The organism is Kitasatospora sp. NBC_00070, from assembly GCF_045041205.1.
Taxonomy (GTDB): domain Bacteria; phylum Actinomycetota; class Actinomycetes; order Streptomycetales; family Streptomycetaceae; genus Kitasatospora.
This window is the reverse complement of the sequence record NZ_CP108247.1, coordinates 2,896,889-2,920,444: the sequence shown is the minus strand read 5'-3', so window position 1 is coordinate 2,920,444 and position 23,556 is coordinate 2,896,889. Positions and strand designations below refer to the sequence as shown.

At 68.6% G+C, this 23,556-nt stretch carries 32 protein-coding genes; 27 read left to right on the top strand and 5 right to left on the bottom strand.

Translation table 11 applies throughout. From position 1 onward, the window contains the following. Nucleotides 1–305: 305 nt before the first annotated feature. The gene (locus OHV05_RS13380) at nucleotides 306–2,309 is read left to right on the top strand and encodes a hypothetical protein (protein WP_405017845.1); all 2,004 of its coding nucleotides are present in this window, start codon (nucleotides 306–308) and stop codon (nucleotides 2,307–2,309) included. 184 nt (nucleotides 2,310–2,493) lie between these two features. On the opposite strand, the gene OHV05_RS13375 is transcribed toward OHV05_RS13380, so the two are convergent. The 5 genes from OHV05_RS13375 to rfbA all read right to left on the bottom strand — a co-directional run bounded on the left by OHV05_RS13375 (nucleotide 2,494) and on the right by rfbA (nucleotide 7,394). Beyond that, a complete protein-coding gene (locus tag OHV05_RS13375) occupies nucleotides 2,494–3,795 on the bottom strand; it encodes an acyltransferase family protein (RefSeq protein WP_405017844.1) in 1,302 nt (433 codons plus the stop codon). Nucleotides 3,796–3,847: 52 nt separating this feature from the next. Next, on the bottom strand, nucleotides 3,848–4,804 hold the full coding sequence (locus OHV05_RS13370; RefSeq protein ID WP_405017843.1) for an NAD-dependent epimerase/dehydratase family protein: 957 nt from the start codon (nucleotides 4,802–4,804) through the stop codon (nucleotides 3,848–3,850). Between the two features lie 28 nt (nucleotides 4,805–4,832). Continuing rightward, nucleotides 4,833–5,735: a glycosyltransferase family 2 protein gene (locus OHV05_RS13365; RefSeq protein ID WP_405017842.1), complete on the bottom strand. Its 903-nt coding sequence runs from the start codon at nucleotides 5,733–5,735 to the stop codon at nucleotides 4,833–4,835. Between the two features lie 187 nt (nucleotides 5,736–5,922). Next, entirely contained in the window at nucleotides 5,923–6,522 is a 600-nt protein-coding gene (locus OHV05_RS13360) for a dTDP-4-dehydrorhamnose 3,5-epimerase family protein (protein ID WP_403036650.1), read from the bottom strand. Then, the gene (gene rfbA, locus OHV05_RS13355; RefSeq protein ID WP_405017841.1) at nucleotides 6,519–7,394 is read right to left on the bottom strand and encodes a glucose-1-phosphate thymidylyltransferase RfbA; all 876 of its coding nucleotides are present in this window, start codon (nucleotides 7,392–7,394) and stop codon (nucleotides 6,519–6,521) included. Before rfbA ends, OHV05_RS13360 begins: the two co-directional genes overlap by 4 nt. An 81-nt stretch (nucleotides 7,395–7,475) precedes the next feature. Here rfbA and rfbB point away from each other — a divergent pair, with 81 nt between their 5' ends. The 26 genes from rfbB to rplO all read left to right on the top strand — a co-directional run bounded on the left by rfbB (nucleotide 7,476) and on the right by rplO (nucleotide 23,271). Beyond that, nucleotides 7,476–8,453 (top strand): dTDP-glucose 4,6-dehydratase, encoded by a 978-nt coding sequence (rfbB, locus tag OHV05_RS13350; protein WP_405017840.1) that lies wholly within the window; start codon nucleotides 7,476–7,478, stop codon nucleotides 8,451–8,453. A 16-nt stretch (nucleotides 8,454–8,469) separates the two neighbouring features. Next, complete coding sequence (locus tag OHV05_RS13345) at nucleotides 8,470–9,813, top strand: lipopolysaccharide biosynthesis protein (RefSeq protein ID WP_405017839.1); 1,344 nt, start codon at nucleotides 8,470–8,472, stop codon at nucleotides 9,811–9,813. A gap of 100 nt (nucleotides 9,814–9,913) precedes the next feature. Continuing rightward, nucleotides 9,914–10,315 carry a DUF2304 domain-containing protein gene (locus OHV05_RS13340; protein ID WP_403036658.1) on the top strand — a complete coding sequence of 134 codons (402 nt, stop codon included), beginning with the start codon at nucleotides 9,914–9,916 and terminating at the stop codon, nucleotides 10,313–10,315. After that, nucleotides 10,312–11,082: a glycosyltransferase family 2 protein gene (locus OHV05_RS13335; RefSeq protein WP_405017838.1), complete on the top strand. Its 771-nt coding sequence runs from the start codon at nucleotides 10,312–10,314 to the stop codon at nucleotides 11,080–11,082. Before OHV05_RS13340 ends, OHV05_RS13335 begins: the two co-directional genes overlap by 4 nt. A gap of 113 nt (nucleotides 11,083–11,195) precedes the next feature. After that, entirely contained in the window at nucleotides 11,196–12,989 is a 1,794-nt protein-coding gene (locus OHV05_RS13330; RefSeq protein ID WP_405017837.1) for a hypothetical protein, read from the top strand. A gap of 478 nt (nucleotides 12,990–13,467) precedes the next feature. Beyond that, nucleotides 13,468–13,776: a 30S ribosomal protein S10 gene (gene rpsJ / locus OHV05_RS13325; RefSeq protein WP_012785157.1), complete on the top strand. Its 309-nt coding sequence runs from the start codon at nucleotides 13,468–13,470 to the stop codon at nucleotides 13,774–13,776. Nucleotides 13,777–13,790: 14 nt separating this feature from the next. Then, on the top strand, nucleotides 13,791–14,435 hold the full coding sequence (rplC, locus tag OHV05_RS13320) for a 50S ribosomal protein L3 (RefSeq protein WP_057231343.1): 645 nt from the start codon (nucleotides 13,791–13,793) through the stop codon (nucleotides 14,433–14,435). A gap of 4 nt (nucleotides 14,436–14,439) precedes the next feature. Then, nucleotides 14,440–15,117, top strand: coding sequence for a 50S ribosomal protein L4 (rplD, locus tag OHV05_RS13315; RefSeq protein ID WP_403036664.1), 678 nt, complete (start codon nucleotides 14,440–14,442; stop codon nucleotides 15,115–15,117). Then, nucleotides 15,117–15,437: a 50S ribosomal protein L23 gene (gene rplW, locus OHV05_RS13310; RefSeq protein ID WP_030393296.1), complete on the top strand. Its 321-nt coding sequence runs from the start codon at nucleotides 15,117–15,119 to the stop codon at nucleotides 15,435–15,437. Before rplD ends, rplW begins: the two co-directional genes overlap by 1 nt. Nucleotides 15,438–15,479: 42 nt before the next feature. Next, on the top strand, nucleotides 15,480–16,316 hold the full coding sequence (gene rplB, locus OHV05_RS13305) for a 50S ribosomal protein L2 (RefSeq protein ID WP_184918566.1): 837 nt from the start codon (nucleotides 15,480–15,482) through the stop codon (nucleotides 16,314–16,316). Between the two features lie 11 nt (nucleotides 16,317–16,327). Continuing rightward, nucleotides 16,328–16,609, top strand: a complete 282-nt coding sequence (rpsS, locus tag OHV05_RS13300; RefSeq protein ID WP_057231336.1) for a 30S ribosomal protein S19 — start codon at nucleotides 16,328–16,330, stop codon at nucleotides 16,607–16,609. A 23-nt stretch (nucleotides 16,610–16,632) separates the two neighbouring features. Continuing rightward, nucleotides 16,633–17,007, top strand: coding sequence for a 50S ribosomal protein L22 (gene rplV, locus OHV05_RS13295; protein ID WP_403036667.1), 375 nt, complete (start codon nucleotides 16,633–16,635; stop codon nucleotides 17,005–17,007). Continuing rightward, the gene (gene rpsC, locus OHV05_RS13290) at nucleotides 17,007–17,843 is read left to right on the top strand and encodes a 30S ribosomal protein S3 (protein WP_405017836.1); all 837 of its coding nucleotides are present in this window, start codon (nucleotides 17,007–17,009) and stop codon (nucleotides 17,841–17,843) included. Before rplV ends, rpsC begins: the two co-directional genes overlap by 1 nt. 5 nt (nucleotides 17,844–17,848) lie before the next feature. Then, complete coding sequence (rplP, locus tag OHV05_RS13285) at nucleotides 17,849–18,268, top strand: 50S ribosomal protein L16 (RefSeq protein WP_057231329.1); 420 nt, start codon at nucleotides 17,849–17,851, stop codon at nucleotides 18,266–18,268. Then, entirely contained in the window at nucleotides 18,268–18,492 is a 225-nt protein-coding gene (rpmC, locus tag OHV05_RS13280; protein ID WP_405017835.1) for a 50S ribosomal protein L29, read from the top strand. The genes rplP and rpmC overlap by 1 nt, the downstream gene beginning before the upstream one ends. Next, nucleotides 18,492–18,767, top strand: a complete 276-nt coding sequence (gene rpsQ, locus OHV05_RS13275) for a 30S ribosomal protein S17 (RefSeq protein WP_057231327.1) — start codon at nucleotides 18,492–18,494, stop codon at nucleotides 18,765–18,767. Before rpmC ends, rpsQ begins: the two co-directional genes overlap by 1 nt. Nucleotides 18,768–18,869: 102 nt before the next feature. Then, nucleotides 18,870–19,241 carry a 50S ribosomal protein L14 gene (rplN, locus tag OHV05_RS13270; protein ID WP_030263487.1) on the top strand — a complete coding sequence of 124 codons (372 nt, stop codon included), beginning with the start codon at nucleotides 18,870–18,872 and terminating at the stop codon, nucleotides 19,239–19,241. 15 nt (nucleotides 19,242–19,256) lie between these two features. After that, complete coding sequence (gene rplX / locus OHV05_RS13265; RefSeq protein WP_057231325.1) at nucleotides 19,257–19,568, top strand: 50S ribosomal protein L24; 312 nt, start codon at nucleotides 19,257–19,259, stop codon at nucleotides 19,566–19,568. Continuing rightward, nucleotides 19,568–20,137 (top strand): 50S ribosomal protein L5, encoded by a 570-nt coding sequence (rplE, locus tag OHV05_RS13260; RefSeq protein WP_403036670.1) that lies wholly within the window; start codon nucleotides 19,568–19,570, stop codon nucleotides 20,135–20,137. The genes rplX and rplE overlap by 1 nt, the downstream gene beginning before the upstream one ends. A gap of 3 nt (nucleotides 20,138–20,140) precedes the next feature. Next, nucleotides 20,141–20,326: a type Z 30S ribosomal protein S14 gene (locus OHV05_RS13255; RefSeq protein WP_104816571.1), complete on the top strand. Its 186-nt coding sequence runs from the start codon at nucleotides 20,141–20,143 to the stop codon at nucleotides 20,324–20,326. 265 nt (nucleotides 20,327–20,591) lie between these two features. Beyond that, nucleotides 20,592–20,999, top strand: coding sequence for a 30S ribosomal protein S8 (gene rpsH, locus OHV05_RS13250; protein ID WP_057231318.1), 408 nt, complete (start codon nucleotides 20,592–20,594; stop codon nucleotides 20,997–20,999). Nucleotides 21,000–21,021: 22 nt separating this feature from the next. Continuing rightward, nucleotides 21,022–21,561, top strand: coding sequence for a 50S ribosomal protein L6 (gene rplF, locus OHV05_RS13245; protein WP_184918574.1), 540 nt, complete (start codon nucleotides 21,022–21,024; stop codon nucleotides 21,559–21,561). 3 nt (nucleotides 21,562–21,564) lie between these two features. Next, nucleotides 21,565–21,948, top strand: a complete 384-nt coding sequence (rplR, locus tag OHV05_RS13240; RefSeq protein ID WP_057231314.1) for a 50S ribosomal protein L18 — start codon at nucleotides 21,565–21,567, stop codon at nucleotides 21,946–21,948. A 48-nt stretch (nucleotides 21,949–21,996) separates the two neighbouring features. Next, nucleotides 21,997–22,632 (top strand): 30S ribosomal protein S5, encoded by a 636-nt coding sequence (rpsE, locus tag OHV05_RS13235; protein ID WP_057231312.1) that lies wholly within the window; start codon nucleotides 21,997–21,999, stop codon nucleotides 22,630–22,632. Beyond that, nucleotides 22,632–22,814: a 50S ribosomal protein L30 gene (gene rpmD / locus OHV05_RS13230; protein ID WP_014136270.1), complete on the top strand. Its 183-nt coding sequence runs from the start codon at nucleotides 22,632–22,634 to the stop codon at nucleotides 22,812–22,814. The genes rpsE and rpmD overlap by 1 nt, the downstream gene beginning before the upstream one ends. Before the next feature lies 1 nt (nucleotide 22,815). Beyond that, nucleotides 22,816–23,271: a 50S ribosomal protein L15 gene (gene rplO, locus OHV05_RS13225; RefSeq protein WP_403036675.1), complete on the top strand. Its 456-nt coding sequence runs from the start codon at nucleotides 22,816–22,818 to the stop codon at nucleotides 23,269–23,271. Nucleotides 23,272–23,556 lie beyond the last annotated feature (285 nt).

Sequence of the window (23,556 nt, the reverse complement as noted above, 5' to 3'; positions counted from 1 at the left end):
ACCGAGGGGCTCCGCACCGTCCGCGAGGACGTGTGCGGGGCCCCTCGGCCGTTTCCCGGCCCCCGGTCTCGGCCGGGGTCGGGAAGCCCTACGGGGCCGGGCCCGCCGAGGGCGGTGGGGCCAGAAGGGCGGCAGAAGCGTTGCAGTAACATGGCGGACGCCGCTGTGGTATCGACGTCGTGCTCTTGCGGCCGGGGTGGGGCCCGCTGCGCATCTGTCTGACCGTCGTACGGCGGAGACGAACGTCGAGTAGTGGAACCTGAGGAGACAGCGGGTATATGGCAACCCAATTTTCGGAGCTGCGGATGCGTTCTCGCGTCCTCGCGTCGAAACGGTCAGCCGATCGGAAGTCACCGGGCGGGCGGCGATGGGAGATCCTCGTCGGCGCGCTCGCGGCTTCCTGGATCGTCCCGTTCGCCCTCGATGCCCTGAACCTGGACATCGTCCTCATCCCGATCTTCGTGCTCGCCATCGGCTCCGTCCTACGGACCGGCGGGGGGCTGCTCGACCGGCTGGTCATCGCCACCCTGGTGCTCTGCGGCGGCGTGCTGGCGCTCGGCCTGGTGATGTCGTTCTGGCCGTGGGGCCTGGCGCCCGTGCCGACGGCGGGACTGATCCTCTCGACGGTCTCGCTGGTCGCCTGGATCGGCCGCCGCCGGCCGCGGCTGCCGCTGCGCTTCCGCACGTCCGACCTGATGATCGTCGGCACCGTCGCGGTGGTGTGGCACTACATCCACCACCCGCTGGTCGGGCGTTCGCTGCAGGACCGGTTGCCCTTCGTCCTCTCGGTGGAGGACAGGTTCATCCACTTCTCCATCTTCGACGCCGTCCACCAGTTGGGCGGCTACCCGTTCCTCGACCAGACCGCCGGGAAGCTCCTGCTCAAGACGCCGACCGAGGCCGTCTACCCGCAGGGTTCGCACTTCCTGCTGGCCTGGTTCGACGTCTTCGCCCGTTCGGCCACCGACCTGGGTGACAGCGTCGCCGCGTACAACCGGTACTACCTGTACGTGCTGGCCTCCTTCGCCGTCCTCTGCGGCCTGATCGTCTGGGGCGCCCGCTGGATCGGCGGGCCTCGGCTCACCGGCTGGCGGACGGCCGTGGTCTGCACCGCGGTCGCCGGTCTCGTGGTGACCAGCCCGTTGGCGGGCATGATCCGGGTCGGCTTCGACTCCCAGATCGGCGGACTGCTATTCCTGACGGCGGCGATCCCACTGATCGTCCGGCCGGCCATGGGCTGGGGGACGTACGCGTCGGTCTCGGCGGCGGCGCTGGTCGCGGTCGCCTACACCTACAACATCCTGGCCGCGTTCGTCGGCGTGGCCCTGGTGGTCGGGGCGCTGGTGTACCGGAAGCGCCAGGCCAGGCACCGCTGGTGGCTGTACGCCGTACAGGTGGTGGGCGCCGCCGTCGCCGTGATCCCGAGCCTGCTCTCGGTGCTCGCCGACTTCGACGTCGAGTCCCAGGCCCAGGCCCGCGGCATGTACCTCGCGTTCGACCGCTCCCTGTTGGTCGGGCTGGCGGCGCTGGTGGTGGTCGTGGTCCTGATGCCGGGCAACCGGCGGACCGGTGTCTCGCAGGCGCTGCTGCTCACGGTCGCCGGCGGGGCGTTCGTCATAGGTGTCTTCGGCGCGTGGCAGATGCACACCATCGGCAACCTGTCGTACTACTTCGAGAAGCTCGCCGTCGGCGGCCTGGTGATCGTCATCATGGGCATCGGTGCCGCAGGGACACTGTTGCGCCGCTTCGGACCGTCGACCAGGCCGTTCGGCCGGGGCTGGTGGACCGAAGCGGTGGCCTCGGTGGCCGCCCTGGCGGCCGGCCTCAGCCTCTTCGGCGGGGTCCAGTGGGGGGTGCCGTCCGTCGCGGCCGGCCCGACCGCCTTCCAGAGCAGCGAACTGGTCGCCTGGAGCCGGGGCAAGGGCGGGGACCTCGGGCCCGCCGCCAAGATGCTGATCAACCGTGACATGAAGCGGGTCAAGGCCCCGACCCCGGTGATCGCGCTGTACTCCAACGACGGCTACCTGAACTGGCGGGTCAGCTTCCTCGCGGTGACGCTCACCAACAAGAGCGGGGTGTCGGCCGCCTACGACGACCTGCTGAACGTGTTCATCGGCGCGGCCCCGGTCGAGAAGGCCCAGTGGGACAACTCGTTCGGCGCGCTCACCCGGGTGCTCAACCGGGTGCAGGACAAGGAAGTGGTCCTCCTGGTGGCCGACCGGCCGACCGCCGAGCGGCTGCGGCACGACCTGCCCGCCGTGGTCACCGACAAGAAGGTGACCGTGCTGGACGCGCCCTTCCCGGGCTGACCCGCCCGGCCGTCCCGGTCGGAGCGGAGAACGAGACGAGGGGCTGTGGCCCGGGGTGTCCCCGGACCACAGCCCCTCCGTCGTGCCCGGGCCGGTGCCCCGGTCCCGGTGGTGGGAGCAGAGGAAAGTCCCCGACCGGGCGGCTCGGGGCCGTCCGATCGGGGACCTGGTGGGTCTCGCGGGTTCAGGCCCGTACGCTCGGGGCCGGCTTGCTCTGCTGGGTGTCCGCTCCCGGGGCCGGGGCCGCCGGACGGTCGCCGCCCTCCGCCACGGGGGCGGACACGGGTGCTCCGGCCGACGCGGTGGCGGCCTGACGCGCCTTCAGCCGCCTGACGGGCCACGGTGTCCAGTCCTTGAGCCGCATCGCGGGGGACTCGACGACGTACCAGGAGAACGCCGCCAGCACGACGGTGGCACCGAGTGCGCAGGCGAGGAAGCCGAGTTTGCCGTACTTGATGAAGCCGAGCATCGCCAGCGACTGCTCCACGGTGAACCCGTAGATGTAGATGCCGTACGAGAAGTCACGCTTGCGGCCGAACCGTTGGAACGGCCGGGGCAGCCGGATGGCCAGCCAGAACACCAGGTAGGTGAAGGCCGGGTACCCGATCGTGAACAGCCCGCCCCAGTGCAGGGTGGCGGCCAGCACCAGCAGCGAGAGCAGGGCGAGCCCGTCGTGGATCGGGATCCGCTCCTTGTAGAGCTGGACGGTCGCCCCGAGCAGGAACGCGAACCCGAGGTGGACGATGAAGTGGGTCGAGAAGCCCCCGAGGACCGGGAGGTTCACGTAGGTGTTCTGGTCACCGGGGATGCCGCGCCAGCCGGTCGCGTCGAGCCAGTCGTTGACGATCACGAGCCACAGGGCGAGGGCGGCCAGCGGGACGAACCGGCGGGCGTGCCGCAGCACGCCGCCGGCGGCCAGCAGGCCGACCACGATGTAGCAGAGGATCTCGTACTTGAGCGACCACAGGGCGCCGTTGACGCTCTGGTCGTGGTTGGTGCCCCGGTTGATGCCCTCCCTGATGACGCCCGAGACGTCCCAGCCGCCGCTCAGCGAGGTGTCCCAGGTGCCCTTCAGGTAGAACCACGGCCCGGCCGGGTGGTTCCAGAAGCCGTTCAGCGAGCCGTGCTGCCAGTGGTACAGCAGCGGCATGATCACCAGGGCGGAGATGATCAGCGATCCCCACAGGCCCGGCAGGATGCGCAGCGCCCGGTGCCAGCTGTACCGGCCGATGCTGGTCCGTCGACCGCTTCCGGTGATCATGAAGCCGGAGGTGACGAAGAACCCGATGACGGCCAGCTTGCCGAGGTCGGTCTGCATGCCGCTGTGCTTCCACAGCGGGTCCAGGTGCCCGACCGCCAGCGGGTAGACGTGCGAGACGACCACGGCGCTGGCCATCAGGAGGCGCAGCAGCCCGAAGCTGTTGGCACGGCTGGAGAACAGCTCTGCGAGTGTGCCCCGGGAGCGGAGCAGACTGCTCGTTCTCATGGAATCCTCTAGTTCGGGGGTCGGAGCGATGCTTACCGGGGCGGGGCGGGTCCTACTGGGCGGGCGGGCGGATCTGCTCCTGCCAGAGCGATTCGACGGCGTCCCGCATGCTGCGCCGCGGAGCCCAGCCGAGCCGCTCCCGGGCGGCGGTGACGTCGAGCTGCTGCCACTCGGTCTCCGGGCCGGTGCCGGCCGGGGCGGGGACCTCGGTGATCTCGGTGGGGACGCCACTGACCTCGATCAGCAGCTCGACCCACTCGCGGGCCGAAGTGGCGGTGCCGGTACCGATGTTGAGCACCGGCGGCAGGCCGTCGGCGGTCGCGGCGGCGAGCACGGCGTCGATGGTGTCGGTCAGGTCGACGAAGTCGCGCTGCGCGGTGAGCGGGGCCAGCGACAGCTCGGCGGTGCGCCCGGCCAGCCGGGCCTCGTCCAGCTTGGCGGCCATCACGCCGAGCAGGCTGTGACCGGGCTGCCCGGCGCCGACCACGTTGCCCAGCCGCAGGGTGACGGCGTCCAGCCCGTCCGCCAGCACGGCCCGCGTCACGGCTTCGGTGGCGGCCAGCTTGAGCTTGCCGTACTCCATCACGGGTGCCGCCGGGCCGTCCTCGGGCTGGCTGGTGCCGATCGGCGCCATGCCGTACTCGTGCACGGTACCGAGGTGGATCAGCCGGGCGGGGCGGGCCATCGCGCCGATCGACTCGATCAGCCGGTCGACCAGAACCACGTTGGCGACGTGCATCTGCTCGTCGTTCAGGCCCCACATGCCGCCGGCCGCGTTGACGACGAGCTCGACCCGCTCCCGGGTGAGCAGCTCGGTGAGCTCGGCCGGGGGGGTGGAGCCGAGGTCGAAGGCCACGAAGCGGCCGGGTGCGGGGACGGCGGGCGCGGTGCGGGCGATCGACAGGACCTCGTGGCCGAGCTCGGCGAACCGGTCGCCGAGCACCCGGCCGATGAAACCGGAGCCACCGAGGACGGCTACGCGGGCCGGGGCCCCTTGCGGTGCGGACATAGCGGGGGTTGCTCCTAGCGGGAGAGGGTCAGCGGGGCCGGGAGGTGGTCGAGGTGACGTTGCGCAGCAGCGTCTTCGCGCCGTCCCACTGGCCGGCCCGCAGGGCGCCCGGCACCAGCGTGAGGGCGTGGATGCGGGCGGAGAGGTGCAGTCGGGAGGCCTTGGCGGCGCGGGTCCAGCCCTGCTCGTCGAGCCGGTCGGCGACGTCCAGGAAGTAGCGCCGGGCCTCGGTGAACCGGGTGCCGCTGTACGCCGACTTCGAGGAGATGCTGACGGTGTGCCGGCGGTACTGGAAACAGCGGGTGTCGTCGACGATCATCTGCTCGCCCGCCTGCAGCAGGTCGATGACCAGGGCGAGGTCCTGGATGATCTCCAGGTTGTCCCGGAAGCCGGTCTTCCTGATCGCTTCGGTGCGCCAGCAGATCGCCGGGAAGTACAGCCAGTTGCCGCGCAGCAGGCTGACCGCGAGCTCCTCGCCGCCCATCAGGATCCGGCCCTGGTCCTTGGGCGCGTAGATCCGGCGCTTGGCCTCGTCCGCCAGGGTGTGGCTGGGCTTTCCGGTGCTGTCGATGACCTCGACACCGGGCTGCACCATCGCGGCACCGGGGTGGGCGGCCAGGGCGGCGCGGACGGTGGCGACGTAGTTGGGCAGCATGATGTCGTCGGTGCCCATGAAGACCAGGTACTCGTACTCGGCCAGGCCGAGGCACTTGCGGTAGTTGCCGGTCACCCCGAGGTTCTGCTCGTTGCGCTGGTAACTGACCCGAGGGTCGTCGAGCTCCGCGAACCACTCGGGGACACCGGGCTCCGTGCCGTCGTCCACGACGGTCAGCCGCCAGTCGGGGTCGGTCTGCGCGAGCACGCTGTGGACGGCGGCCTGCATCAGCGCGACGTCCCCGTAGTACGGGAGGAGCACATCCAGAGTGGTCATGGTGGGGCACATCCGCTGGTCGAGGTCGTGGCGGGGGCATGCTTGCCGGCCCGGTCGCCGCGCAGGGGTCACCGGCGGCGGGGGCAATCATACTTAGTCGCCCCTACCACCCGCGCCGCCCGTCGGACGCGGCACGCCCCGCGCCGGGCGGACCCGGCGCGGGGCGTACGGGCGTGCGCCCGGTCGGTCAGGCGTTCCGCAGGCTCTCGGTGAAGTCCTGGCAGGCCCGGTAGTCGGGCAGCAGACCGGAGGCGAGCGCCTCGGCGAGCGACGGGGCGGCGGCGTCCCGGGCGGACAGCTGGGGGCTGTCGGCGGGCCACTCGATGCCGAGGTCGGGGTCGAGCGGGTGCACGGAGTGCTCACCCGTGGGGTTGTACGTCTCCGAGCAGACGTAGGAGAGCGTGGCGTCGTCGCTCAGCGCGCAGAACCCATGGCCGAGCCCCTCGGAGATGTAGACCGAGCGGCGGTCCACCTCGTCGAGCCGGACGCCCTCCCACTGCCCGAAGGTGGGGGAGCCGACCCGCAGGTCGACGATGATGTCCAGCACCGCGCCGCGTACGCAGCTGACGTACTTGGCCTGGCCGGGCGGGACGTCGGCGAAGTGGACGCCGCGCACCACGCCCCGGGCCGAGACGGACAGGTTGCCCTGCGCCATCCGGAGCGGGTGCCCGACGACCTCGGCGAGGCGGTCGAAGCGGTACCACTCCATGAACAGGCCGCGCGGGTCCCCGTGCAGCTGCGGGGTGACCTCGTAGGCGCCGCCGATGGACAGCTCGCGGAACTTCATCGGGCGCTCTCCTCGTCGAGCAGGGCGACCAGGTAGTCGCCGTAGCCGCTCTTGCGCAGCGGCTCGGCCAGCTCGCGGAGCTGCGCCGAGTCGATCAGCCCGGCCCGCCAGGCGGCCTCCTCGATGCAGCCGATCTTGAAGCCCTGACGCTCCTCGATCACCCGGACGAACTCGGAGGCCTGCACCATCGAGACGAAGGTGCCGGTGTCCAGCCAGGCGGTGCCGCGGTCGAGGATCGTCACGTGCAGCTCGCCGGCCTGGAGGTACGCCTCGTTGACGGCGGTGATCTCCAGCTCGCCGCGCGCGCTGGGCTCCAGCTTGCGGGCGATCTCGACGACCTGGTTGTCGTAGAAGTAGAGGCCGGGCACCGCGTAGCGGGACTTCGGCTGGACCGGCTTCTCCTCCAGCGAGAGCACCTGGCCCTGCTCGTCGAACTCGACCACGCCGTACGCGGACGGGTCCGCCACCGGGTACGCGAAGACCCGGCCGCCGACCGGGGCGGTGTGCTGGGCCAGGCGGGTGCCGAGGCCGCTGCCGTGGAAGATGTTGTCGCCGAGGATCAGCGCGACCGGCTGGTCGCCGATGAAGTCGGCCCCCAGCACGAACGCCTGGGCGATGCCCTCGGGCCGTTCCTGGACCGCGTACTCGAGGCGCAGGCCGAACTGGGAGCCGTCGCCCAGCAGGCGCTGGAACTGCTCCTGGTCCTGTGGGGTCGTGATGATCAGGATCTCGCTGATGCCCGCCATCACCAGGGTGGAGAGCGGGTAGTAGATCATCGGCTTGTCGAAGACCGGAAGGAGCTGCTTCGAGACGGCTCGGGTCAGTGGCCACAGTCGTGAGCCGGTGCCGCCCGCCAGGAGAATTCCACGCATGACGGCAGCTTATGTGAGATGCGGACGGGGTCGCTGGCCTGGGGTAGGTGCTCGACGGGGCGCGGGTAGACTGCCCCCACTATGCGCATCCTTGTGACCGGCGGCGCCGGCTTCATCGGTTCAGAGTTCGTCCGCCAGGTACTCGGCGAGGACGCCTCGGCCCAGATCACCGTCTTCGACAAGCTGACCTACTCGGGCGTCGAGGCCAACCTCGCGCCCGTCGCGGGCCACCCCGGGTACGCCTTCGTCCAGGGCGACATCTGCGACGCGGACGCCGTCGACCAGGTGATGCCCGGTCACGACGTGGTCGTCCACTTCGCGGCCGAGTCGCACGTCGACCGGTCGATCGAGGGCGCGGGCCCGTTCGTGCTGACGAACGTGGTCGGCACCCAGGTGCTCCTCGACGCGGCCCGCAAACACGGGGTCGCCCGCTTCGTCCACGTCTCGACCGACGAGGTCTACGGGTCGATCTCGGAGGGCTCCTGGACCGAGGAGTGGCCGCTCGCGCCGAACTCGCCGTACTCGGCCTCGAAGGCCGGTTCGGACCTGCTGGCGCTGGCCTACCACCGCACCCACGGCATGGACGTCGTGGTGACCCGTTGCTCCAACAACTACGGGCACTACCAGTTCCCCGAGAAGGTCATCCCGCTCTTCACCACCAACCTGCTGGACGGGAAGAAGGTGCCGCTGTACGGCACCGGCGGCAACATCCGGGACTGGCTGCACGTCTCGGACCACTGCCGCGGCATCGAGCTGGCCATGCGCAAGGGCCGGGCCGGTCACGTCTACAACATCGGCGGCGGCACCGAGATCACCAACAAGGAGCTGACCGGCCTGCTGCTCGAGGCGGCCGGGGCGGGCTGGGACATGGTCGAGCCGGTGGCCGACCGCAAGGGTCACGACCTGCGCTACTCGCTCGACATCAGCAAGATCAGCGAGGAGCTGGGCTACCGGCCGCAGGTCCGCTTCGAGGACGGCCTCGCGGCCACCATCGCCTGGTACCGCGAGAACCGCGCCTGGTGGGAGCCGCTCAAGACGAAGGCCGAGCTCGCCGGATGAACCTCGTGACCGGCCGATGACCACGTCACCGGCTCAGGGACCGCTCGCCCGCCTGCTCGGTGCACTGCCGCCGGGTGTGCGGCTGGTGGTCGGCGGCACCGTGGTGCTCGGTGTCTCCTCGTACATCTTCCTGGCGCTGGCCGGTCACAGCCTGGACACCGACCAGGTGGCCGGCGTCTCGGTGCTCTGGACCGTGGTGATGTCCGTCGGCTACGGCCTGTTCTCGCCGGTCGAGCTGGAGCTGACCCGGCTGGTGGCCGCCCGCGACCGGGCCGGCCACGGTCCGCTGCCCGCGGTGCGCAAGGTGCTGGCCCTGACGCTCGCCGTGCTGGCGGCCGTGTTGCTGGTGCTCGCGCTGGCGGCCGGGCCGATCGCCGACCGGCTGTTCGGCGGTGACCGCGGGCTGCTGTTGGGCCTGGGCGGTGCGCTGGTCGGGCTGGCGATCAGCTCGGTGGTCCGCGGTGCGCTGGCGGGGCTCGGCAACTTCCGTGCGTACGGCGCCCAGTTGGCGGTCGACGGCGGTCTGCGGATCGCGCTCGGCGCGCTGGTGCCGATCTTCGGTCTGCACTCCGCGCTGGCCTTCAGCCTGATCCTGGTGATCGCCCCGCTGGCGGCCTCGGTGATCGGGCTGCGCTCGGTGCTGGGGGACCGGCGCGGCGGTCCGGCCCCGGCCTGGCGGGAGGTCACCCGTGGTCTGGGCCTGCTGACCGGCTCGACCCTGCTGGCCCAGCTGATGGTCAACGCGGCCGTGGTGAACGTGAAGTTGCTCTCGCCGTCGTCCACGGCGCTGGTCGCGGCCCTGCTCAACGCGGTGGTCCTGGCCCGGGTGCCGCTGTTCGCCTACGCGGCCATCCAGGCCTCGCTGGTCTCGGCGCTCTCCGGCGCGGCGGCGGTGGGCGACCACCGGGAGTTCCGCAAGGTGCTCACCCGGACGGCGGCCATCGTGGTGCTGATGTGCGCGGCGGCCGGGCTGCCGACCGTCCTGCTCGGACCGTGGCTGATCCAGATCCTCTTCAAGGCCCAGGCCGTGCTCGGGGCGCTGGATTTCCTCTGGCTGGTGCTGGGCACCCTCTGCTACATGCTGGCGACCGTCTTCGGACAGGCGCTGATGTCGCTCGGACGCCACCACCGGCAGCTGTTCTCCTGGCTCGCGGGCACCGCCGTGATGGCCGCGGTGACGCTGGTGCCGGGTGACATCGCCACCCGGGTGGAGGTGGGCTACCTGGCTGGTGCCGCCGTCAGTGCGGCTGCCATGCTGTGGTCGCTGTTCCGCTCGCTGCCCGAACGAGCGGGCGTCCCCGGCACGGAGCGGTCGGCGGAGGCCGACCAGCGTCCGGCCGGTGCGCTGCGAAGCTCCTGAGGTCCGCCGTGCACACCGGGCGTGAAGAACCTGAGTACGACACGCCCATATGATCTGCTTACTATTGCCACGCCACTGCCGCTGAAAGGCGCCTCTCGTCGTGCAACTCACCGTCCTCACCTCGGTCACCGGAGTCCTGGTGCTCGTGTACATCCTCGAACTGCTGCGCCGCCAGCAGCTCCGGGAGAAGTACGCGACGATCTGGCTCGCCATCGGCGTCGTCGTGGCCCCGCTGGGCTTCTTCCCGGACATCCTGGACTCGACCGCGCGCAAGCTCGGCATCGCCTCCGGAGTCAGCCTCGTCCTGTTCGCCGGCTTCGTCCTCGTGCTGATGGTCAGTCTGCACCTCAGCTGGGAGGCCAGCCGCCTGGAGGCCGAGACCCGCACCCTCTCCGAGGAGGTGGCCCTGATGCGGTCCCACCTCGTCGAGCACCACGGCTACCCCGTGACCAAGCACCAGGAATCCGCCCTGGACGGCACCGACCCCAAGGTGTACTCATGATCGACGGACGACGGGTCCTCATCATCCTTCCCGCCTGGAACGAGCAGGACGGTCTCCCCAGCATCCTGAAGGAGATCCAGGCCAACCTGCCCGGCGCGGACACCCTGGTCGTCGACGACGGCTCGACCGACCGCACCGCCGCGGTCGCGACCGCCTCCGGCTCGCCGGTGGCCCAGCTGCCGTACAACCTCGGGGTCGGCGGCGCTATGCGCCTCGGCTACCGGTACGCGCACCTGCACGGCTACGACGTGGCGATCCAGATCGACTCGGACGGCCAGCACGACCCGTCCTACGTGCCGGTCCTGCTGGAGAAGCTGAAGGAAGCCGACCTGGTGATCGGCGCCCGCTTCGACGGTGAGGGCGACTACAAGGTCCGCGGTCCGCGCAAGTGGGCGATGGGCCTGCTCTCGGTGGTGCTGTCCCGGATCACCCGCACCCGGCTGACGGACACCACCTCCGGCTTCCGCGCCTGCAACAAGTCGCTCATCGAGTTCTTCGCCAACTGGTACCCCGTCGAGTACCTCGGCGACACGGTCGAGAGCATGGTCGGCGCGGCCCGCTGCGGCTTCGTGGTGCGCCAGGTGCCCGTCGCGATGCGCGAGCGCACCACCGGCACCCCGAGCGCCTCGCCGATCAAGGCGATGGTCTACCTCGCGCGGGCCGGCCTGGTCCTGCTGCTGGCGATGATCCGCCGGATGCCCCCGCACCTCAAGGCGATCGCGGCGTCCGCCCCCGACCACGCCGGTCGGCAGTTCGCCAGCCGCTGAACCCGGCCGCAGCCCGTTACGGCGCCGCGGTCCTCCCAGGGCGGTCCCGCCGGAGCAGATCCGGGGGACTGCCCCAACCGCGGCAGTACGCCGCTTCACGGAAGTGATCTGAAATGACGGACCTGGTCAGCGGCCCGCCCACGGAGAGAAGCGAGGGCGGGGCCACGCAGGCAGAGTCGGAGCGCGTCTCCGGCGGCACCTCCCGCATCGAGCGCCTGACCAGCCGGCGGTGGGTGCTCCCGCTGGCCGAGGCCGTGCTGAGCGTCACCGCCGGCATCGGCTTCATGCTGCTCAGCATGCACATCAGTGTCAACCCGCTGAACCGGATCGGGCAGGTCAGCGGCCTGGCCAAGGTGCAGCAGTACGTGGCCGTGATCGGACTGCCGATCCTCGCCGTGCTGCTCCTCGCCGCCTACCGGGGAACCCTGCGCACCTACTACACCGTGCAGCGGTTGGCCTGCGCCTCGTTCGCGGGCCTCGCCACCGGCGTGGTGGCCGGCGGCATCGCGGTCGCCCTGCACGGCACGCCGTGGGGCCTGGGCGGCCAGGAGGGTGATCCCGGCAACCTGATGGGCATGGCCAACGACATGATGCGCGGCAAGGGTCTGCCGGGCGTCTACCCGCCCGGCTTCCCCGCCCTGCTGGCCGCCTGGGCCGAGCTCTTCCACAACGGCATCGCCGGGGTCGGGCACGCGCTGAAGGACCTCCAGCTGCTGCTCAGCGCCGTGGTCGGGCCGATGGCCTACCTGTCCTGGCGGATGCTGCTGCGCCCGTTCTGGGCGCTGGCCATCGCGGTGCCGACCTCGATCCTCTTCCTCGACCCGATCCGGCCGTACAGCCACGGCGCGATGCTGGTGCTGCTGCCGCTGCTGGCCGCCTGCTTCCGCGAGCTGCGCCGGGTCCAGGAGCTGTCCACCCGCTCCGCCCTGCTGCGCGGGATCGCCTTCGGCGTGGCGTTCGGCACGATGTTCCTCTGGTACTCCGGCTGGTACCTGTGGGCGGCACCGGGGGCGTTCCTGCTGGCGGGGCTGCTCTTCCCGTGGCGGCGCGGCCGGGTGGCGGTCAAGCGCGCCCTGGTCCTGCTCGGCGCCATGCTGGCCACGGCCGCGGTGATCGGCGCCCCGCTGCTCTACCAGCTGGTCAGGCTCGGTGCGAGCACCGACGACCGGTACGCCTACATCAACACCTACATCGACCCGGCCTACGTGATGGGCTGGTCCTCCGACCGCCCGGGCCTGGACAACTACCACAACTGGCCGGTCTCCGGTGAGCTGGCCGGCCAGACCGGTTTCACGGTGGTCCTGCTGCTCGCCGTCGGCATCGCCGTCGGGCTGGGCCTGCGCAACACCATCGTCCGGACCGCCGGTTTCGTGCTGGCCGGAGCCTGGCTGCTGCGTTTCTGGTTCGCGTCGCACATGGCGCACAACCTGGCCGTGCAGCTGTACCCGCGGACCACCTGGATCATCCTGTACTGCCTGATCATCATGGCCGTGATGGGGGTGAAGCTCAGCTACGAACGCGGTCTCGGCGCTCTCCGCGGCCTGCTGGAGTCGCTTAGCACCACCAAGGGTGTGACGCTGCTCTCGCCGCGCACCGCGGCCCAGCTGGCCACGGGCCTGATCTGCGCGATCGCGCTGTTCGGCACGATGGGCGCCTCCTGGTCCGCGAACCGCTACATGCCCTCGACCAACCCCGGCGTGGAGGACATGGGCCTGGACGCGCTGCGCGCCCACCTCCAGCAGCTGGAGAACGGCGAGTGCCCCAAGTACTCGCCGTACAAGGGCAAGCAGAGCTGCAACCCGGTCAACATGGACCTGTCGGAGTACGTCTTCGTGCCGCCGTCCCGCCCGACCCTGTGGTGCGCCAACACCGATCAGCAGATGGCGGTCTGCGGCCGCCAGGGCTGACCTGCGGGAACGGTCGGGGTCGGCGTGGCGAAGGCCACGGCGGCCCCGATTGGCGTTTGCGCGGCGTGCTGTGGCAGGATAGCCAAGTTGCTCGGTTGAGTGCCGATGCTGCGCGCCTCCCGCCGGGAGGACTGGAAGCGAGTCCCAGGTACTCGTCGTTCCCGTGATGGCCGTTCATGTGTCCACGTGAAGTATGTGGATGCAGTGGTGTGTAGGCGACACCGCGGCAGCTGCGGGGCGGACGTACGGGAATCTTCCGGGAAGCGTGGGCGGGGCCTCGATCCGGCACCTGGTGGGTGCAAGGCTCACCGATCCTGCAGGCCGAGAAGGGAAACCTTCCCGGTTCTTTGCAAGCGACAGGGCGACACGCCCGAGCGCGGGGGTCGGAAGTAACCACCCAAAGGGGCCACCGGACCAAGCCACCCGGCCGAATCCGGCAGAAGAAGCAGCAGACGACACAAAGGACTACTGAGTAGCCATGGCGGGACAGAAGATCCGCATCCGGCTCAAGGCCTACGACCACGAGGTGATTGACTCCTCGGCGAAGAAGATCGTCGAGACCGTCATTCGCACTGGTGCGCAGGTCGCGGGCCCGGTGCCGCTGCCCACTGAGAAGAACGTGTACTGCGTCATCCGCTCGCCGCACAAGTACAAGGACTCGCGCGAGCACTTCGAGATGCGCACTCACAAGCGTCTGATCGACATCCTCGACCCGACCCCGAAGACCGTTGACTCGCTGATGCGCCTCGACCTTCCGGCCGGCGTCGACATCGAGATCAAGCTCTGAGAGGCGCGACGAAGATGGCAAAGCAGATTAAGGGAATCCTGGGCGAGAAGCTCGGCATGACCCAGGTCTGGGACGAGAACAACCGGATCGTTCCGGTGACCGTCGTCAAGGCCGGGCCCAATGTCGTTACCCAGATCCACACCGCTGACGCTGCCGGCTATGACGCCGTGCAGATCGGCTTCGGCGAGATCGACCCCCGCAAGGTGAACAAGCCCCTCGCGGGCCACTTCGCCAAGGCCGGTGTCACCCCGCGCCGTTTCCTGGTCGAGCTCCGCACCGCGGACGCGTCCGAGTACGCCCTCGGCCAGGAGATCACCGCTGAGCTGTTCGAGGCGGGTGTCAAGGTCGACGTGACCGGCACCTCCAAGGGCAAGGGCTTCGCCGGTGTCATGAAGCGTCACAACTTCAAGGGCCTCGGCGCCGGTCACGGCGTGCAGCGCAAGCACCGTTCGCCCGGCTCGATCGGTGGCTGCGCCACCCCGGGTCGCGTGTTCAAGGGCATGAAGATGGCCGGCCGGATGGGCCACGAGCGCGTGACCACCCAGAACCTGACCGTCCATGCCGTTGACGCGGAGAAGGGGCTGCTCCTCATCAAGGGCGCAATCCCGGGCCCGAACGGCGGCCTCGTCCTCGTCCGCACCGCGGCGAAGGGGCTGTGAGGATATGAGCACCATTGACATCCTGTCGCCCTCGGGCGACAAGGCCGGCAGCCTCGAGCTGCCCGCCGAGATCTTCGACGCCAAGGTCAGCGTTCCGCTGATGCACCAGGTCGTCGTGGCGCAGCTCGCTGCGGCCCGTCAGGGCACCCACTCGACCAAGCGCCGTGGCGAGGTCCGAGGCGGCGGCCGCAAGCCGTACCGCCAGAAGGGCACCGGCCGCGCCCGTCAGGGCTCGACCCGCGCCCCGCAGTTCGTCGGCGGTGGCGTCGTGCACGGCCCCAAGCCGCGCGACTACTCGCAGCGGACGCCCAAGAAGATGATCGTCGCCGCTCTGCGTGGCGCGCTCACCGACCGGGCCCGCCACAACCGCATCCACGTCATCACCGACGTGATCGCGGCCGAGGCGCCGTCGACCAAGGCCGCCAAGGGCCTGTTCGGCAAGATCTCCGAGCGCAAGAACGTCCTCCTGGTCGTCGAGCGCGCGGACGAGCTGGGCATCAAGTCCGCTCGCAACCTGCCGAACGTGCACATCCTGGACGCCGGTCAGCTGAACACCTACGACGTGCTCGTCTCCGACGATGTGGTCTTCACCCAGGCTGCTTTCGAGCGTTTCGTGGCCGGTCCGGCCGCGTCCGCCAAGGCTGTGGCTGCTGAGGGCGAGCTCGAAGGGAGCGCCGCCTGATGGCTGCAGAGATCACGAGCAAGACGTTCACGGACCCCCGTGACGTCCTGGTGAAGCCGGTCATCTCCGAGAAGAGCTACTCGCTCCTCGACGAGAACAAGTACACGTTCGTCGTGTCGCCGGGTGCCAACAAGACCCAGATCAAGCAGGCCGTCGAGGCGGTCTTCTCGGTCAAGGTCGAGTCCGTCAACACGCTCAACCGTCAGGGCAAGCGCAAGCGCTCCAAGACGGGCTTTGGCAAGCGCAAGGACACCAAGCGCGCCATCGTGACGCTGGCTGAGGGCAACCGCATCGACATCTTCGGTGGTCCGACCTCCTAACGGGGTCCGGATCGTCGATAAGGACGAGGACGAGAGAGCCAAATGGGCATCCGCAAGTACAAGCCGACTACGCCGGGCCGTCGTGGCTCCAGCGTGGCCGACTTCGTAGAGATCACGCGGTCCACGCCGGAGAAGTCGCTGGTTCGCCCCCTGCACAGCAAGGGCGGCCGTAACAACGCCGGTCGTATCACCGCTCGCCACCAGGGTGGCGGACACAAGCGCGCCTACCGCGTGATCGACTTCCGTCGTCACGACAAGGACGGCGTGCCGGCCAAGGTCGCGCACATCGAGTACGACCCCAACCGCACCGCTCGCATCGCGCTGCTGCACTACGCGGACGGCGAGAAGCGCTACATCATCGCGCCGCGCGGCATCGGCCAGGGTGACCGGATTGAGAACGGCCCGACGGCCGACATCAAGCCCGGCAACAACCTGCCGCTGCGCAACATCCCGGTGGGTACCACCATCCACGCGGTGGAGCTTCGTCCCGGTGGCGGTGCCAAGATGGCCCGCTCCGCCGGTTCGGGCATTCAGCTGCTCGCCCGTGAGGGTCGCATGGCGCACCTGCGCATGCCCTCCGGTGAGATCCGTCTGGTGGACGCGCGTTGCCGCGCGACCGTCGGCGAGGTCGGCAACGCCGAGCAGTCGAACATCAACTGGGGCAAGGCCGGCCGTATGCGCTGGAAGGGCGTTCGCCCGACCGTGCGTGGTGTGGCCATGAACCCGATCGACCACCCGCACGGTGGTGGTGAGGGTAAGACCTCCGGTGGTCGCCACCCGGTCTCGCCGTGGGGCAAGAAGGAGGGTCGCACCCGTAAGGCCAACAAGGCTTCGGACGCTCTCATCGTGCGCCGCCGCAAGTCCAACAAGAAGCGCTAGGAGCAGGTCAGATGCCGCGCAGTCTCAAGAAGGGCCCCTTCATTGACGGCCACCTTCTCAAGAAGGTGGACGCGCAGAACGAGGCGGGTACCCAGAACGTCATCAAGACCTGGTCCCGTCGCTCCGTGATCAGCCCGAGCATGCTCGGTCACACGATCGCGGTCCACGATGGCCGCAAGCACGTCCCGGTGTTCGTCACCGAGTCGATGGTCGGCCACAAGCTCGGCGAGTTCGCGCCGACGCGTACCTTCCGCGGACACGTCAAGGACGACCGCAAGTCGAAGCGTCGCTAGTCGCCAGCGAAGTACCGACTCATATGACTTACACCAGCAAGGGGACAACCATGGAAGCCAGGGCCCAGGCGCGGTACATCCGCGTCACGCCCATGAAGGCCCGCCGCGTGGTGGACCTCATCCGTGGCATGAGTGCCACGGAGGCCCAGGCTGTTCTGCGTTTCGCTCCGCAGGCAGCCACTGTGCCGGTCGGCAAGGTGCTCAACAGCGCCATCGCCAACGCCGCGCACAACTACAACCACTCCAACGTGGACGACCTCGTGATCAGCGAGGCGTACGTTGACGAGGGCCCGACCCTGAAGCGGTTCCGTCCGCGTGCACAGGGCCGTGCCTACCGGATCCGCAAGCGGACCAGCCACATCACCGTGGTCGTCAGCAGCAAGGAAGGGACCCGGTAATGGGCCAGAAGGTTAACCCGCACGGGTTCCGCCTCGGCATCAGCACGGACTTCAAGTCCCGCTGGTACGCCGACAAGCTGTACAAGGACTACGTCAAGGAAGACGTTGCCATTCGTCGCATGATGACGAAGGGCATGGAGCGGGCCGGCATCTCGAAGGTCGAGATCGAGCGCACCCGTGACCGCGTCCGCGTTGACATCCACACCGCTCGCCCCGGCATCGTCATCGGTCGCCGTGGCACCGAGGCCGACCGCATCCGCGGCGACCTCGAGAAGCTGACCGGCAAGCAGGTCCAGCTGAACATCCTCGAGGTCAAGAACCCCGAGCTGGACGCCCAGCTCGTGGCTCAGGGCGTCGCGGAGCAGCTGTCCTCCCGCGTGTCGTTCCGCCGTGCCATGCGCAAGAGCATGCAGGGCACCATGAAGTCCGGCGCCAAGGGCATCAAGGTCCAGTGCTCCGGTCGTCTCGGCGGCGCCGAGATGAGCCGTTCGGAGTTCTACCGCGAGGGCCGTGTGCCGCTGCACACCCTTCGTGCGAACGTCGACTACGGCTTCTTCGAGGCCAAGACGACCTTCGGTCGTATCGGCGTCAAGGTCTGGATCTACAAGGGCGATGTGAAGAGCATCGCCGAGGTCCGTGCCGAGAACGCTGCTGCCCGCTCGGGCAACCGCCCGGCCCGCACCGACGCCCGCCCCGCGCGTGGCGGCGAGCGCGGTGGCCGTGGTGGCGAGCGTGGCGGCGCCCGTGGTGGCGCCCGTCGTCCCCAGAACACCGAGGCTCCGGCCGCGGCTGTGACGGAGACGCCGGCTGCCGAGAGCACCGGAACGGAGGCCTGACCGTCATGCTGATCCCCCGTCGGGTCAAGCACCGTAAGCAGCACCACCCCAAGCGCCGTGGCGCTGCCAAGGGTGGCACCGAGCTCGCGTTCGGCGAGTACGGCATCCAGGCCGTTACCCCGGCCTACGTGACGAACCGGCAGATCGAGTCCGCTCGTATCGCCGTCACCCGTCACATCAAGCGTGGCGGCAAGGTCTGGATCAACATTTACCCGGACCGCCCCCTCACCAAGAAGCCTGCCGAGACCCGCATGGGTTCCGGTAAGGGTTCCCCCGAGTGGTGGATTGCCAACGTTCACCCGGGACGGATCATGTTCGAGCTGTCCTACCCCAATGAGAAGGTTGCTCGTGAGGCGCTCACCCGCGCTGCTCACAAGCTCCCGATGAAGTGCCGGATTGTCCGGCGCGAGGCAGGTGAGAGCTGATGTCGGCCGGCACCAAGGCTGCTGAGCTGCGCGAGCTTGACAACGATGGTCTCGTTGGCAAGCTCCGCGAGGCCAAGGAGGAGCTGTTCAACCTCCGCTTCCAGGCGGCGACCGGGCAGCTCGACAACCACGGACGGCTCAAGCTCGTCCGTAAGGACATCGCGCGGATCTACACCCTGATGCGCGAGCGCGAGCTGGGCATCGAGACGGTGGAGAGCGCCTGATGACTGAGAACACCACCAACGAGACGCGCGGTTTCCGCAAGACCCGTGAGGGTCTCGTCGTCAGCGACAAGATGGACAAGACCGTCGTCGTCGCCGTCGAGGACCGCGTCAAGCACGCTCTGTACGGCAAGGTCATCCGCCGTACGAACAAGCTGAAGGCGCACGACGAGGCCAACGCCTGCGGCATCGGCGACCGGGTTCTCCTGATGGAGACCCGCCCGCTGTCCGCGACGAAGCGCTGGCGCGTCGTCGAGATCCTCGAGAAGGCCAAGTAACGAAGCCGATGTGGTACGGCCGTATGTGCACCAGGTCCCCCAGGGGCGCTGGTGTGAGCAGCGGCCGGCCCGTCGTCTCTCGTTGACGATCAGGAGAAAGCTGTGATCCAGCAGGAGTCGCGACTGCGTGTCGCCGACAACACTGGTGCCAAGGAAATCCTTTGCATCCGTGTTCTCGGTGGTTCCGGTCGCCGCTACGCCGGTATCGGGGACGTCATCGTCGCCACCGTCAAGGACGCGATCCCCGGTGGTTCGGTGAAGAAGGGTGACGTCGTCAAGTGCGTCATCGTTCGTACCGTCAAGGAGCGTCGTCGTCCGGATGGCTCGTACATCCGCTTCGACGAGAACGCCGCGGTCGTTCTCAAGAACACCGACGGTGACCCCCGTGGCACCCGCATCTTCGGCCCGGTGGGCCGCGAGCTGCGTGACAAGAAGTTCATGAAGATCATCTCGCTTGCGCCGGAGGTGCTCTAACCCATGGCGAACAGCATGAAGATCAAGAAGGGTGACCTGGTCCAGGTCATCACCGGCAAGGACCGCGGTAAGCAGGGCAAGGTCATCCAGGCCATCCCCGCCACCAACAAGGTCCTGGTCGAGGGTGTCAACCGGGTCAAGAAGCACACCAAGCCGGGTCCGGGCACCCAGGGCGGCATCATCACCGTCGAGGCCCCGGTCCACGTCTCCAACGTCCAGCTGGTCGTGGAGAAGGACGGCAAGAAGGTCGTCACCCGCGTTGGCTACCGCTTCGATGACGAGGGCAACAAGATCCGTGTTGCCAAGCGAACCGGTGAGGACATCTGATGTCTGAGACGACTGTTGAGAAGGTGACCCCCCGTCTCAAGGAGCGTTACAACTCCGAGATCAAGGGGCAGCTCCTGGAGGAGTTCTCGTTCGAGAACGTCATGCTGATCCCCGGCCTGGTCAAGGTCGTGGTCAACATGGGTGTGGGCGAGGCCGCCCGCGACTCCAAGCTGATCGAGGGCGCGATCCGCGACCTCACCGCCATCACCGGCCAGAAGCCGGCGGTGACGAAGGCTCGCAAGTCCATCGCGCAGTTCAAGCTGCGTGAGGGCCAGCCGATCGGCACCCACGTCACCCTCCGTGGTGACCGCATGTGGGAGTTCCTGGACCGTCTGGTGTCGCTGGCCCTGCCGCGTATCCGTGACTTCCGTGGTCTCTCCCCGAAGCAGTTCGACGGCCGTGGCAACTACACCTTCGGTCTGACCGAGCAGGTCATGTTCCACGAGATCGACCAGGACAAGGTCGACCGTCAGCGCGGTATGGACATCACCGTCGTGACCACCGCTCAGAACGACGACGAGGGCCGGGCGCTCCTGCGCGCTCTGGGCTTCCCGTTCAAGGAGGCGTAACTCATGGCGAAGAAGTCCCTCATCGCGAAGTCCGAGCGCAAGCCGAAGTTCGCTGTCCGGGGTTACACCCGTTGCCAGCGCTGCGGCCGTCCGCACTCGGTGTACCGCAAGTTCGGCCTCTGCCGTGTCTGCCTCCGTGAGATGGCGCACCGCGGCGAGCTGCCGGGCGTGACCAAGAGCTCCTGGTAACCCAGGCTCCGTCACACAGCGAATCAGCAGTGTGCCCGACCCCACGTGGCCCATTTTTGGGCTGCCGTACGGAATCCCGTAAGGTAGTGGGGTCGGGCCCCCTGTCGCGGCAGCCAGAGCTGTCCGCGACCCTCTTCTGAGAGGGCTCGCACCCAGTCTTACTAACGCCGCAGGTCCCCTGCGTCTGTGCCCCTGCCGCACTCCTCGGAGTGCGGCGGGGGGACCTGGCGCGGAGAAACCACGGCGAGAGAGGCCTGAGGCCATCATGACCATGACCGACCCCATCGCAGACATGCTCACGCGTCTGCGTAACGCGAACTCGGCGTACCACGACACCGTGGCGATGCCGGCTAGCAAGATCAAGGCGCACGTCGCCGAGATCCTGCAGCAGGAGGGGTACATCTCCTCCTGGAAGGTTGAGGAGCCGGTTGAGGGCGAGGTCGGCAAGAAGCTGACCATCGACCTCAAGTTCGGCCCCAACCGTGAGCGCTCCATTGCCGGCATCAAGCGCATCAGCAAGCCGGGTCTGCGCGTTTACGCAAAGTCCACCAACCTGCCGAAGGTGCTCGGCGGCCTGGGCGTGGCGATCATCTCCACGTCCTCCGGTCTCCTCACCGACAAGCAGGCCGCCAAGAAGGGCGTAGGCGGAGAAGTTCTCGCCTACGTCTGGTAATTCGGGAAACGGAGGTACAGCAATGTCTCGCATTGGACGGCTGCCCATCCCGGTTCCCGCCGGCGTGGACGTCACCATCGATGGCCAGACGGTCTCGGTGAAGGGCCCCAAGGGCTCCCTCACCCACACCGTTGCCGCGCCCATCGAGATCAGCAAGGGCGAGGACGGCACCCTGCTCGTCACCCGCCCCAACGACGAGCGTCTGTCGAAGGCCCTGCACGGCCTTTCCCGCACGCTGGTGGCGAACATGATCACCGGCGTGACCGCGGGATACCGCAAGTCGCTGGAGATCAGCGGTGTTGGTTACCGAGTCGCAGCGAAGGGCTCCGCGCTGGAGTTCCAGCTCGGCTACAGCCACCCGATCCTGATCGAGGCCAAGGAGGGCATCTCCTTCGTGGTCGAGTCGCCCACCAAGTTCCACGTGGACGGGATCGACAAGCAGCTGGTCGGCGAAGAGTCGGCCAAGATCCGCAAGCTGCGTAAGCCCGACCCGTACAAGGCCAAGGGCGTCAAGTACGCGGGCGAGGTCATCCGCCGCAAGGTCGGAAAGAGCGGTAAGTAAGCCATGAGTCTTTCTGTGAAGATCGGCAAGGGCAACGGCTACAAGAACGCTGCCCGCAAGCGTCGCGCCATCCGCGTTCGCAAGCGCGTCACCGGCACCGAGGCTCGTCCTCGTCTGGTCGTGACCCGCTCGAACCGTCACATGGTCGCCCAGGTCATCGACGACGCCAAGGGTCACACCCTCGCGTCGGCGTCCACCCTCGATGTGTCCATCCGTGGCAACGAGGGCGACAAGACCGAGCTGGCCAAGAAGGTCGGAGCCCTGGTCGCCGAGCGCGCCAAGGCCGCCGGCATCGAGTCGGTCGTCTTCGACCGCGCGGGCAACCGTTACGCGGGGCGCATCGCCGCCCTGGCGGACGCTGCCCGTGAGGCCGGGCTCGACTTCTAAGCCGCTCGTCGGCTCAGTCGACGGACGTAATCGAGAGAGGTAATTCCAATGGCTGGACCCCAGCGCCGCGGTAGCGGCGCCGGCGGCGGCACCGGCGGTGGCGGCGAGCGACGTGATCGTAAGCGCGACGACCGGGGCAACGCCCCCGCCGTCGAGAAGACTGCTTACGTTGAGCGTGTCGTTGCGATCAACCGAGTCGCCAAGGTTGTCAAGGGTGGTCGTCGTTTCAGCTTCACCGCGCTGGTCGTGGTGGGCGACGGTGACGGCACCGTAGGTGTTGGCTACGGGAAGGCGAAGGAGGTTCCGGCCGCCATCGCCAAGGGTGTTGAGGAGGCCAAGAAGAACTTCTTCAAGGTCCCCCGTATCCAGGGCACCATCCCGCACCCGATCCAGGGCGAGAAGGCTGCCGGCGTTGTGCTCCTGAAGCCCGCGTCCCCCGGTACCGGCGTTATCGCCGGTGGCCCGGTGCGTGCGGTCCTGGAGTGCGCCGGCGTCCACGACATCCTGTCGAAGTCGCTCGGCTCGGACAACGCGATCAACATCGTGCACGCCACCGTGGCTGCTCTGAAGGGCCTCGTGCGCCCCGAGGAGATCGCGGCCCGCCGTGGCCTGCCGCTGGAGGACGTGGCCCCCGCCGCTCTGCTCCGCGCTCGCGCGGCCGGGACCGCGGCGGTGAGTGCCTGATGGCTCGCCTGAAGGTCACTCAGACCAAGTCCTACATCGGTAGCAAGCAGAACCACCGTGACACCCTGCGTTCGCTCGGCCTGAAGCGGCTGAACGACACCGTGGTGAAGGAGGACCGCCCGGAGATCCGCGGCATGGTCCACACCGTTCGTCACCTCGTCACGGTCGAGGAGGTGGACTGAAATGGCAGACAACTCGCCGATCAAGATCCACAACCTGCGCCCGGCCCCCGGCGCCAAGACCGACAAGATCCGTGTCGGTCGTGGTGAGGGTTCCAAGGGTAAGACCGCAGGTCGTGGTACCAAGGGCACCAAGGCCCGCTACCAGGTTCCGCAGCGCTTCGAGGGTGGGCAGATGCCCCTCCACATGCGTCTGCCGAAGCTCAAGGGCTTCAAGAACCCGGCGCACAAGCAGTTCCAGGTCGTGAACCTGGAGAAGCTGGCCGAGCTCTACCCGCAGGGTGGCGAGGTCACCGTGGCCGATCTGATCGCGAAGGGCGCCGTTCGCAAGAACGAGCTCGTCAAGGTCCTCGGCACCGGCGACATCGCGGTTGCGCTGCAGGTGACGGTTGACGCCGTCTCCGGCTCCGCCGCCGAGAAGATCACCGCCGCCGGCGGTACGGTCACCGAGCTCCTCTGAGCCTGTTGACATCCACGAACCCCGTATCTCCCTCCTGGGAGGTACGGGGTTCGTGCTTTTCGGGTGGCTTTTGTGGTTGAAAACGGGCATCCCGTCCCCCGTGCGTGGGGGAGGGGCCGCGCACGCTTCTTTCGGGTGGCCACACACTGTTAGAGTCCGTGGAGTTCCCTTGTAGGCTGCGCCCAGGCTTGCCTGTGCCGTCCGGTTGACCGGACTCCTCGGGGAGCTCGCACTCCCCACTCCCCATTCAGGACCGACCCTCCCGCCGACGACGTGCGGGAGGCG

Coding starts and splice junctions, on each gene's coding strand:
- OHV05_RS13380 (WP_405017845.1), top strand. CDS start 306: ATGCGTTCTCGCGTCCTCGCGTCGAAACGGTCAGCCGATCGGAAGTCA.
- OHV05_RS13375 (WP_405017844.1), bottom strand. CDS start 3,795: ATGAGAACGAGCAGTCTGCTCCGCTCCCGGGGCACACTCGCAGAGCTG.
- OHV05_RS13370 (WP_405017843.1), bottom strand. CDS start 4,804: ATGTCCGCACCGCAAGGGGCCCCGGCCCGCGTAGCCGTCCTCGGTGGC.
- OHV05_RS13365 (WP_405017842.1), bottom strand. CDS start 5,735: ATGACCACTCTGGATGTGCTCCTCCCGTACTACGGGGACGTCGCGCTG.
- OHV05_RS13360 (WP_403036650.1), bottom strand. CDS start 6,522: ATGAAGTTCCGCGAGCTGTCCATCGGCGGCGCCTACGAGGTCACCCCG.
- rfbA (WP_405017841.1), bottom strand. CDS start 7,394: ATGCGTGGAATTCTCCTGGCGGGCGGCACCGGCTCACGACTGTGGCCA.
- rfbB (WP_405017840.1), top strand. CDS start 7,476: ATGCGCATCCTTGTGACCGGCGGCGCCGGCTTCATCGGTTCAGAGTTC.
- OHV05_RS13345 (WP_405017839.1), top strand. CDS start 8,470: ATGACCACGTCACCGGCTCAGGGACCGCTCGCCCGCCTGCTCGGTGCA.
- OHV05_RS13335 (WP_405017838.1), top strand. CDS start 10,312: ATGATCGACGGACGACGGGTCCTCATCATCCTTCCCGCCTGGAACGAG.
- OHV05_RS13330 (WP_405017837.1), top strand. CDS start 11,196: ATGACGGACCTGGTCAGCGGCCCGCCCACGGAGAGAAGCGAGGGCGGG.
- rpsJ (WP_012785157.1), top strand. CDS start 13,468: ATGGCGGGACAGAAGATCCGCATCCGGCTCAAGGCCTACGACCACGAG.
- rplC (WP_057231343.1), top strand. CDS start 13,791: ATGGCAAAGCAGATTAAGGGAATCCTGGGCGAGAAGCTCGGCATGACC.
- rplD (WP_403036664.1), top strand. CDS start 14,440: ATGAGCACCATTGACATCCTGTCGCCCTCGGGCGACAAGGCCGGCAGC.
- rplW (WP_030393296.1), top strand. CDS start 15,117: ATGGCTGCAGAGATCACGAGCAAGACGTTCACGGACCCCCGTGACGTC.
- rplB (WP_184918566.1), top strand. CDS start 15,480: ATGGGCATCCGCAAGTACAAGCCGACTACGCCGGGCCGTCGTGGCTCC.
- rpsS (WP_057231336.1), top strand. CDS start 16,328: ATGCCGCGCAGTCTCAAGAAGGGCCCCTTCATTGACGGCCACCTTCTC.
- rplV (WP_403036667.1), top strand. CDS start 16,633: ATGACTTACACCAGCAAGGGGACAACCATGGAAGCCAGGGCCCAGGCG.
- rpsC (WP_405017836.1), top strand. CDS start 17,007: ATGGGCCAGAAGGTTAACCCGCACGGGTTCCGCCTCGGCATCAGCACG.
- rplP (WP_057231329.1), top strand. CDS start 17,849: ATGCTGATCCCCCGTCGGGTCAAGCACCGTAAGCAGCACCACCCCAAG.
- rpmC (WP_405017835.1), top strand. CDS start 18,268: ATGTCGGCCGGCACCAAGGCTGCTGAGCTGCGCGAGCTTGACAACGAT.
- rpsQ (WP_057231327.1), top strand. CDS start 18,492: ATGACTGAGAACACCACCAACGAGACGCGCGGTTTCCGCAAGACCCGT.
- rplX (WP_057231325.1), top strand. CDS start 19,257: ATGAAGATCAAGAAGGGTGACCTGGTCCAGGTCATCACCGGCAAGGAC.
- rplE (WP_403036670.1), top strand. CDS start 19,568: ATGTCTGAGACGACTGTTGAGAAGGTGACCCCCCGTCTCAAGGAGCGT.
- OHV05_RS13255 (WP_104816571.1), top strand. CDS start 20,141: ATGGCGAAGAAGTCCCTCATCGCGAAGTCCGAGCGCAAGCCGAAGTTC.
- rpsH (WP_057231318.1), top strand. CDS start 20,592: ATGACCATGACCGACCCCATCGCAGACATGCTCACGCGTCTGCGTAAC.
- rplF (WP_184918574.1), top strand. CDS start 21,022: ATGTCTCGCATTGGACGGCTGCCCATCCCGGTTCCCGCCGGCGTGGAC.
- rplR (WP_057231314.1), top strand. CDS start 21,565: ATGAGTCTTTCTGTGAAGATCGGCAAGGGCAACGGCTACAAGAACGCT.
- rpsE (WP_057231312.1), top strand. CDS start 21,997: ATGGCTGGACCCCAGCGCCGCGGTAGCGGCGCCGGCGGCGGCACCGGC.
- rpmD (WP_014136270.1), top strand. CDS start 22,632: ATGGCTCGCCTGAAGGTCACTCAGACCAAGTCCTACATCGGTAGCAAG.
- rplO (WP_403036675.1), top strand. CDS start 22,816: ATGGCAGACAACTCGCCGATCAAGATCCACAACCTGCGCCCGGCCCCC.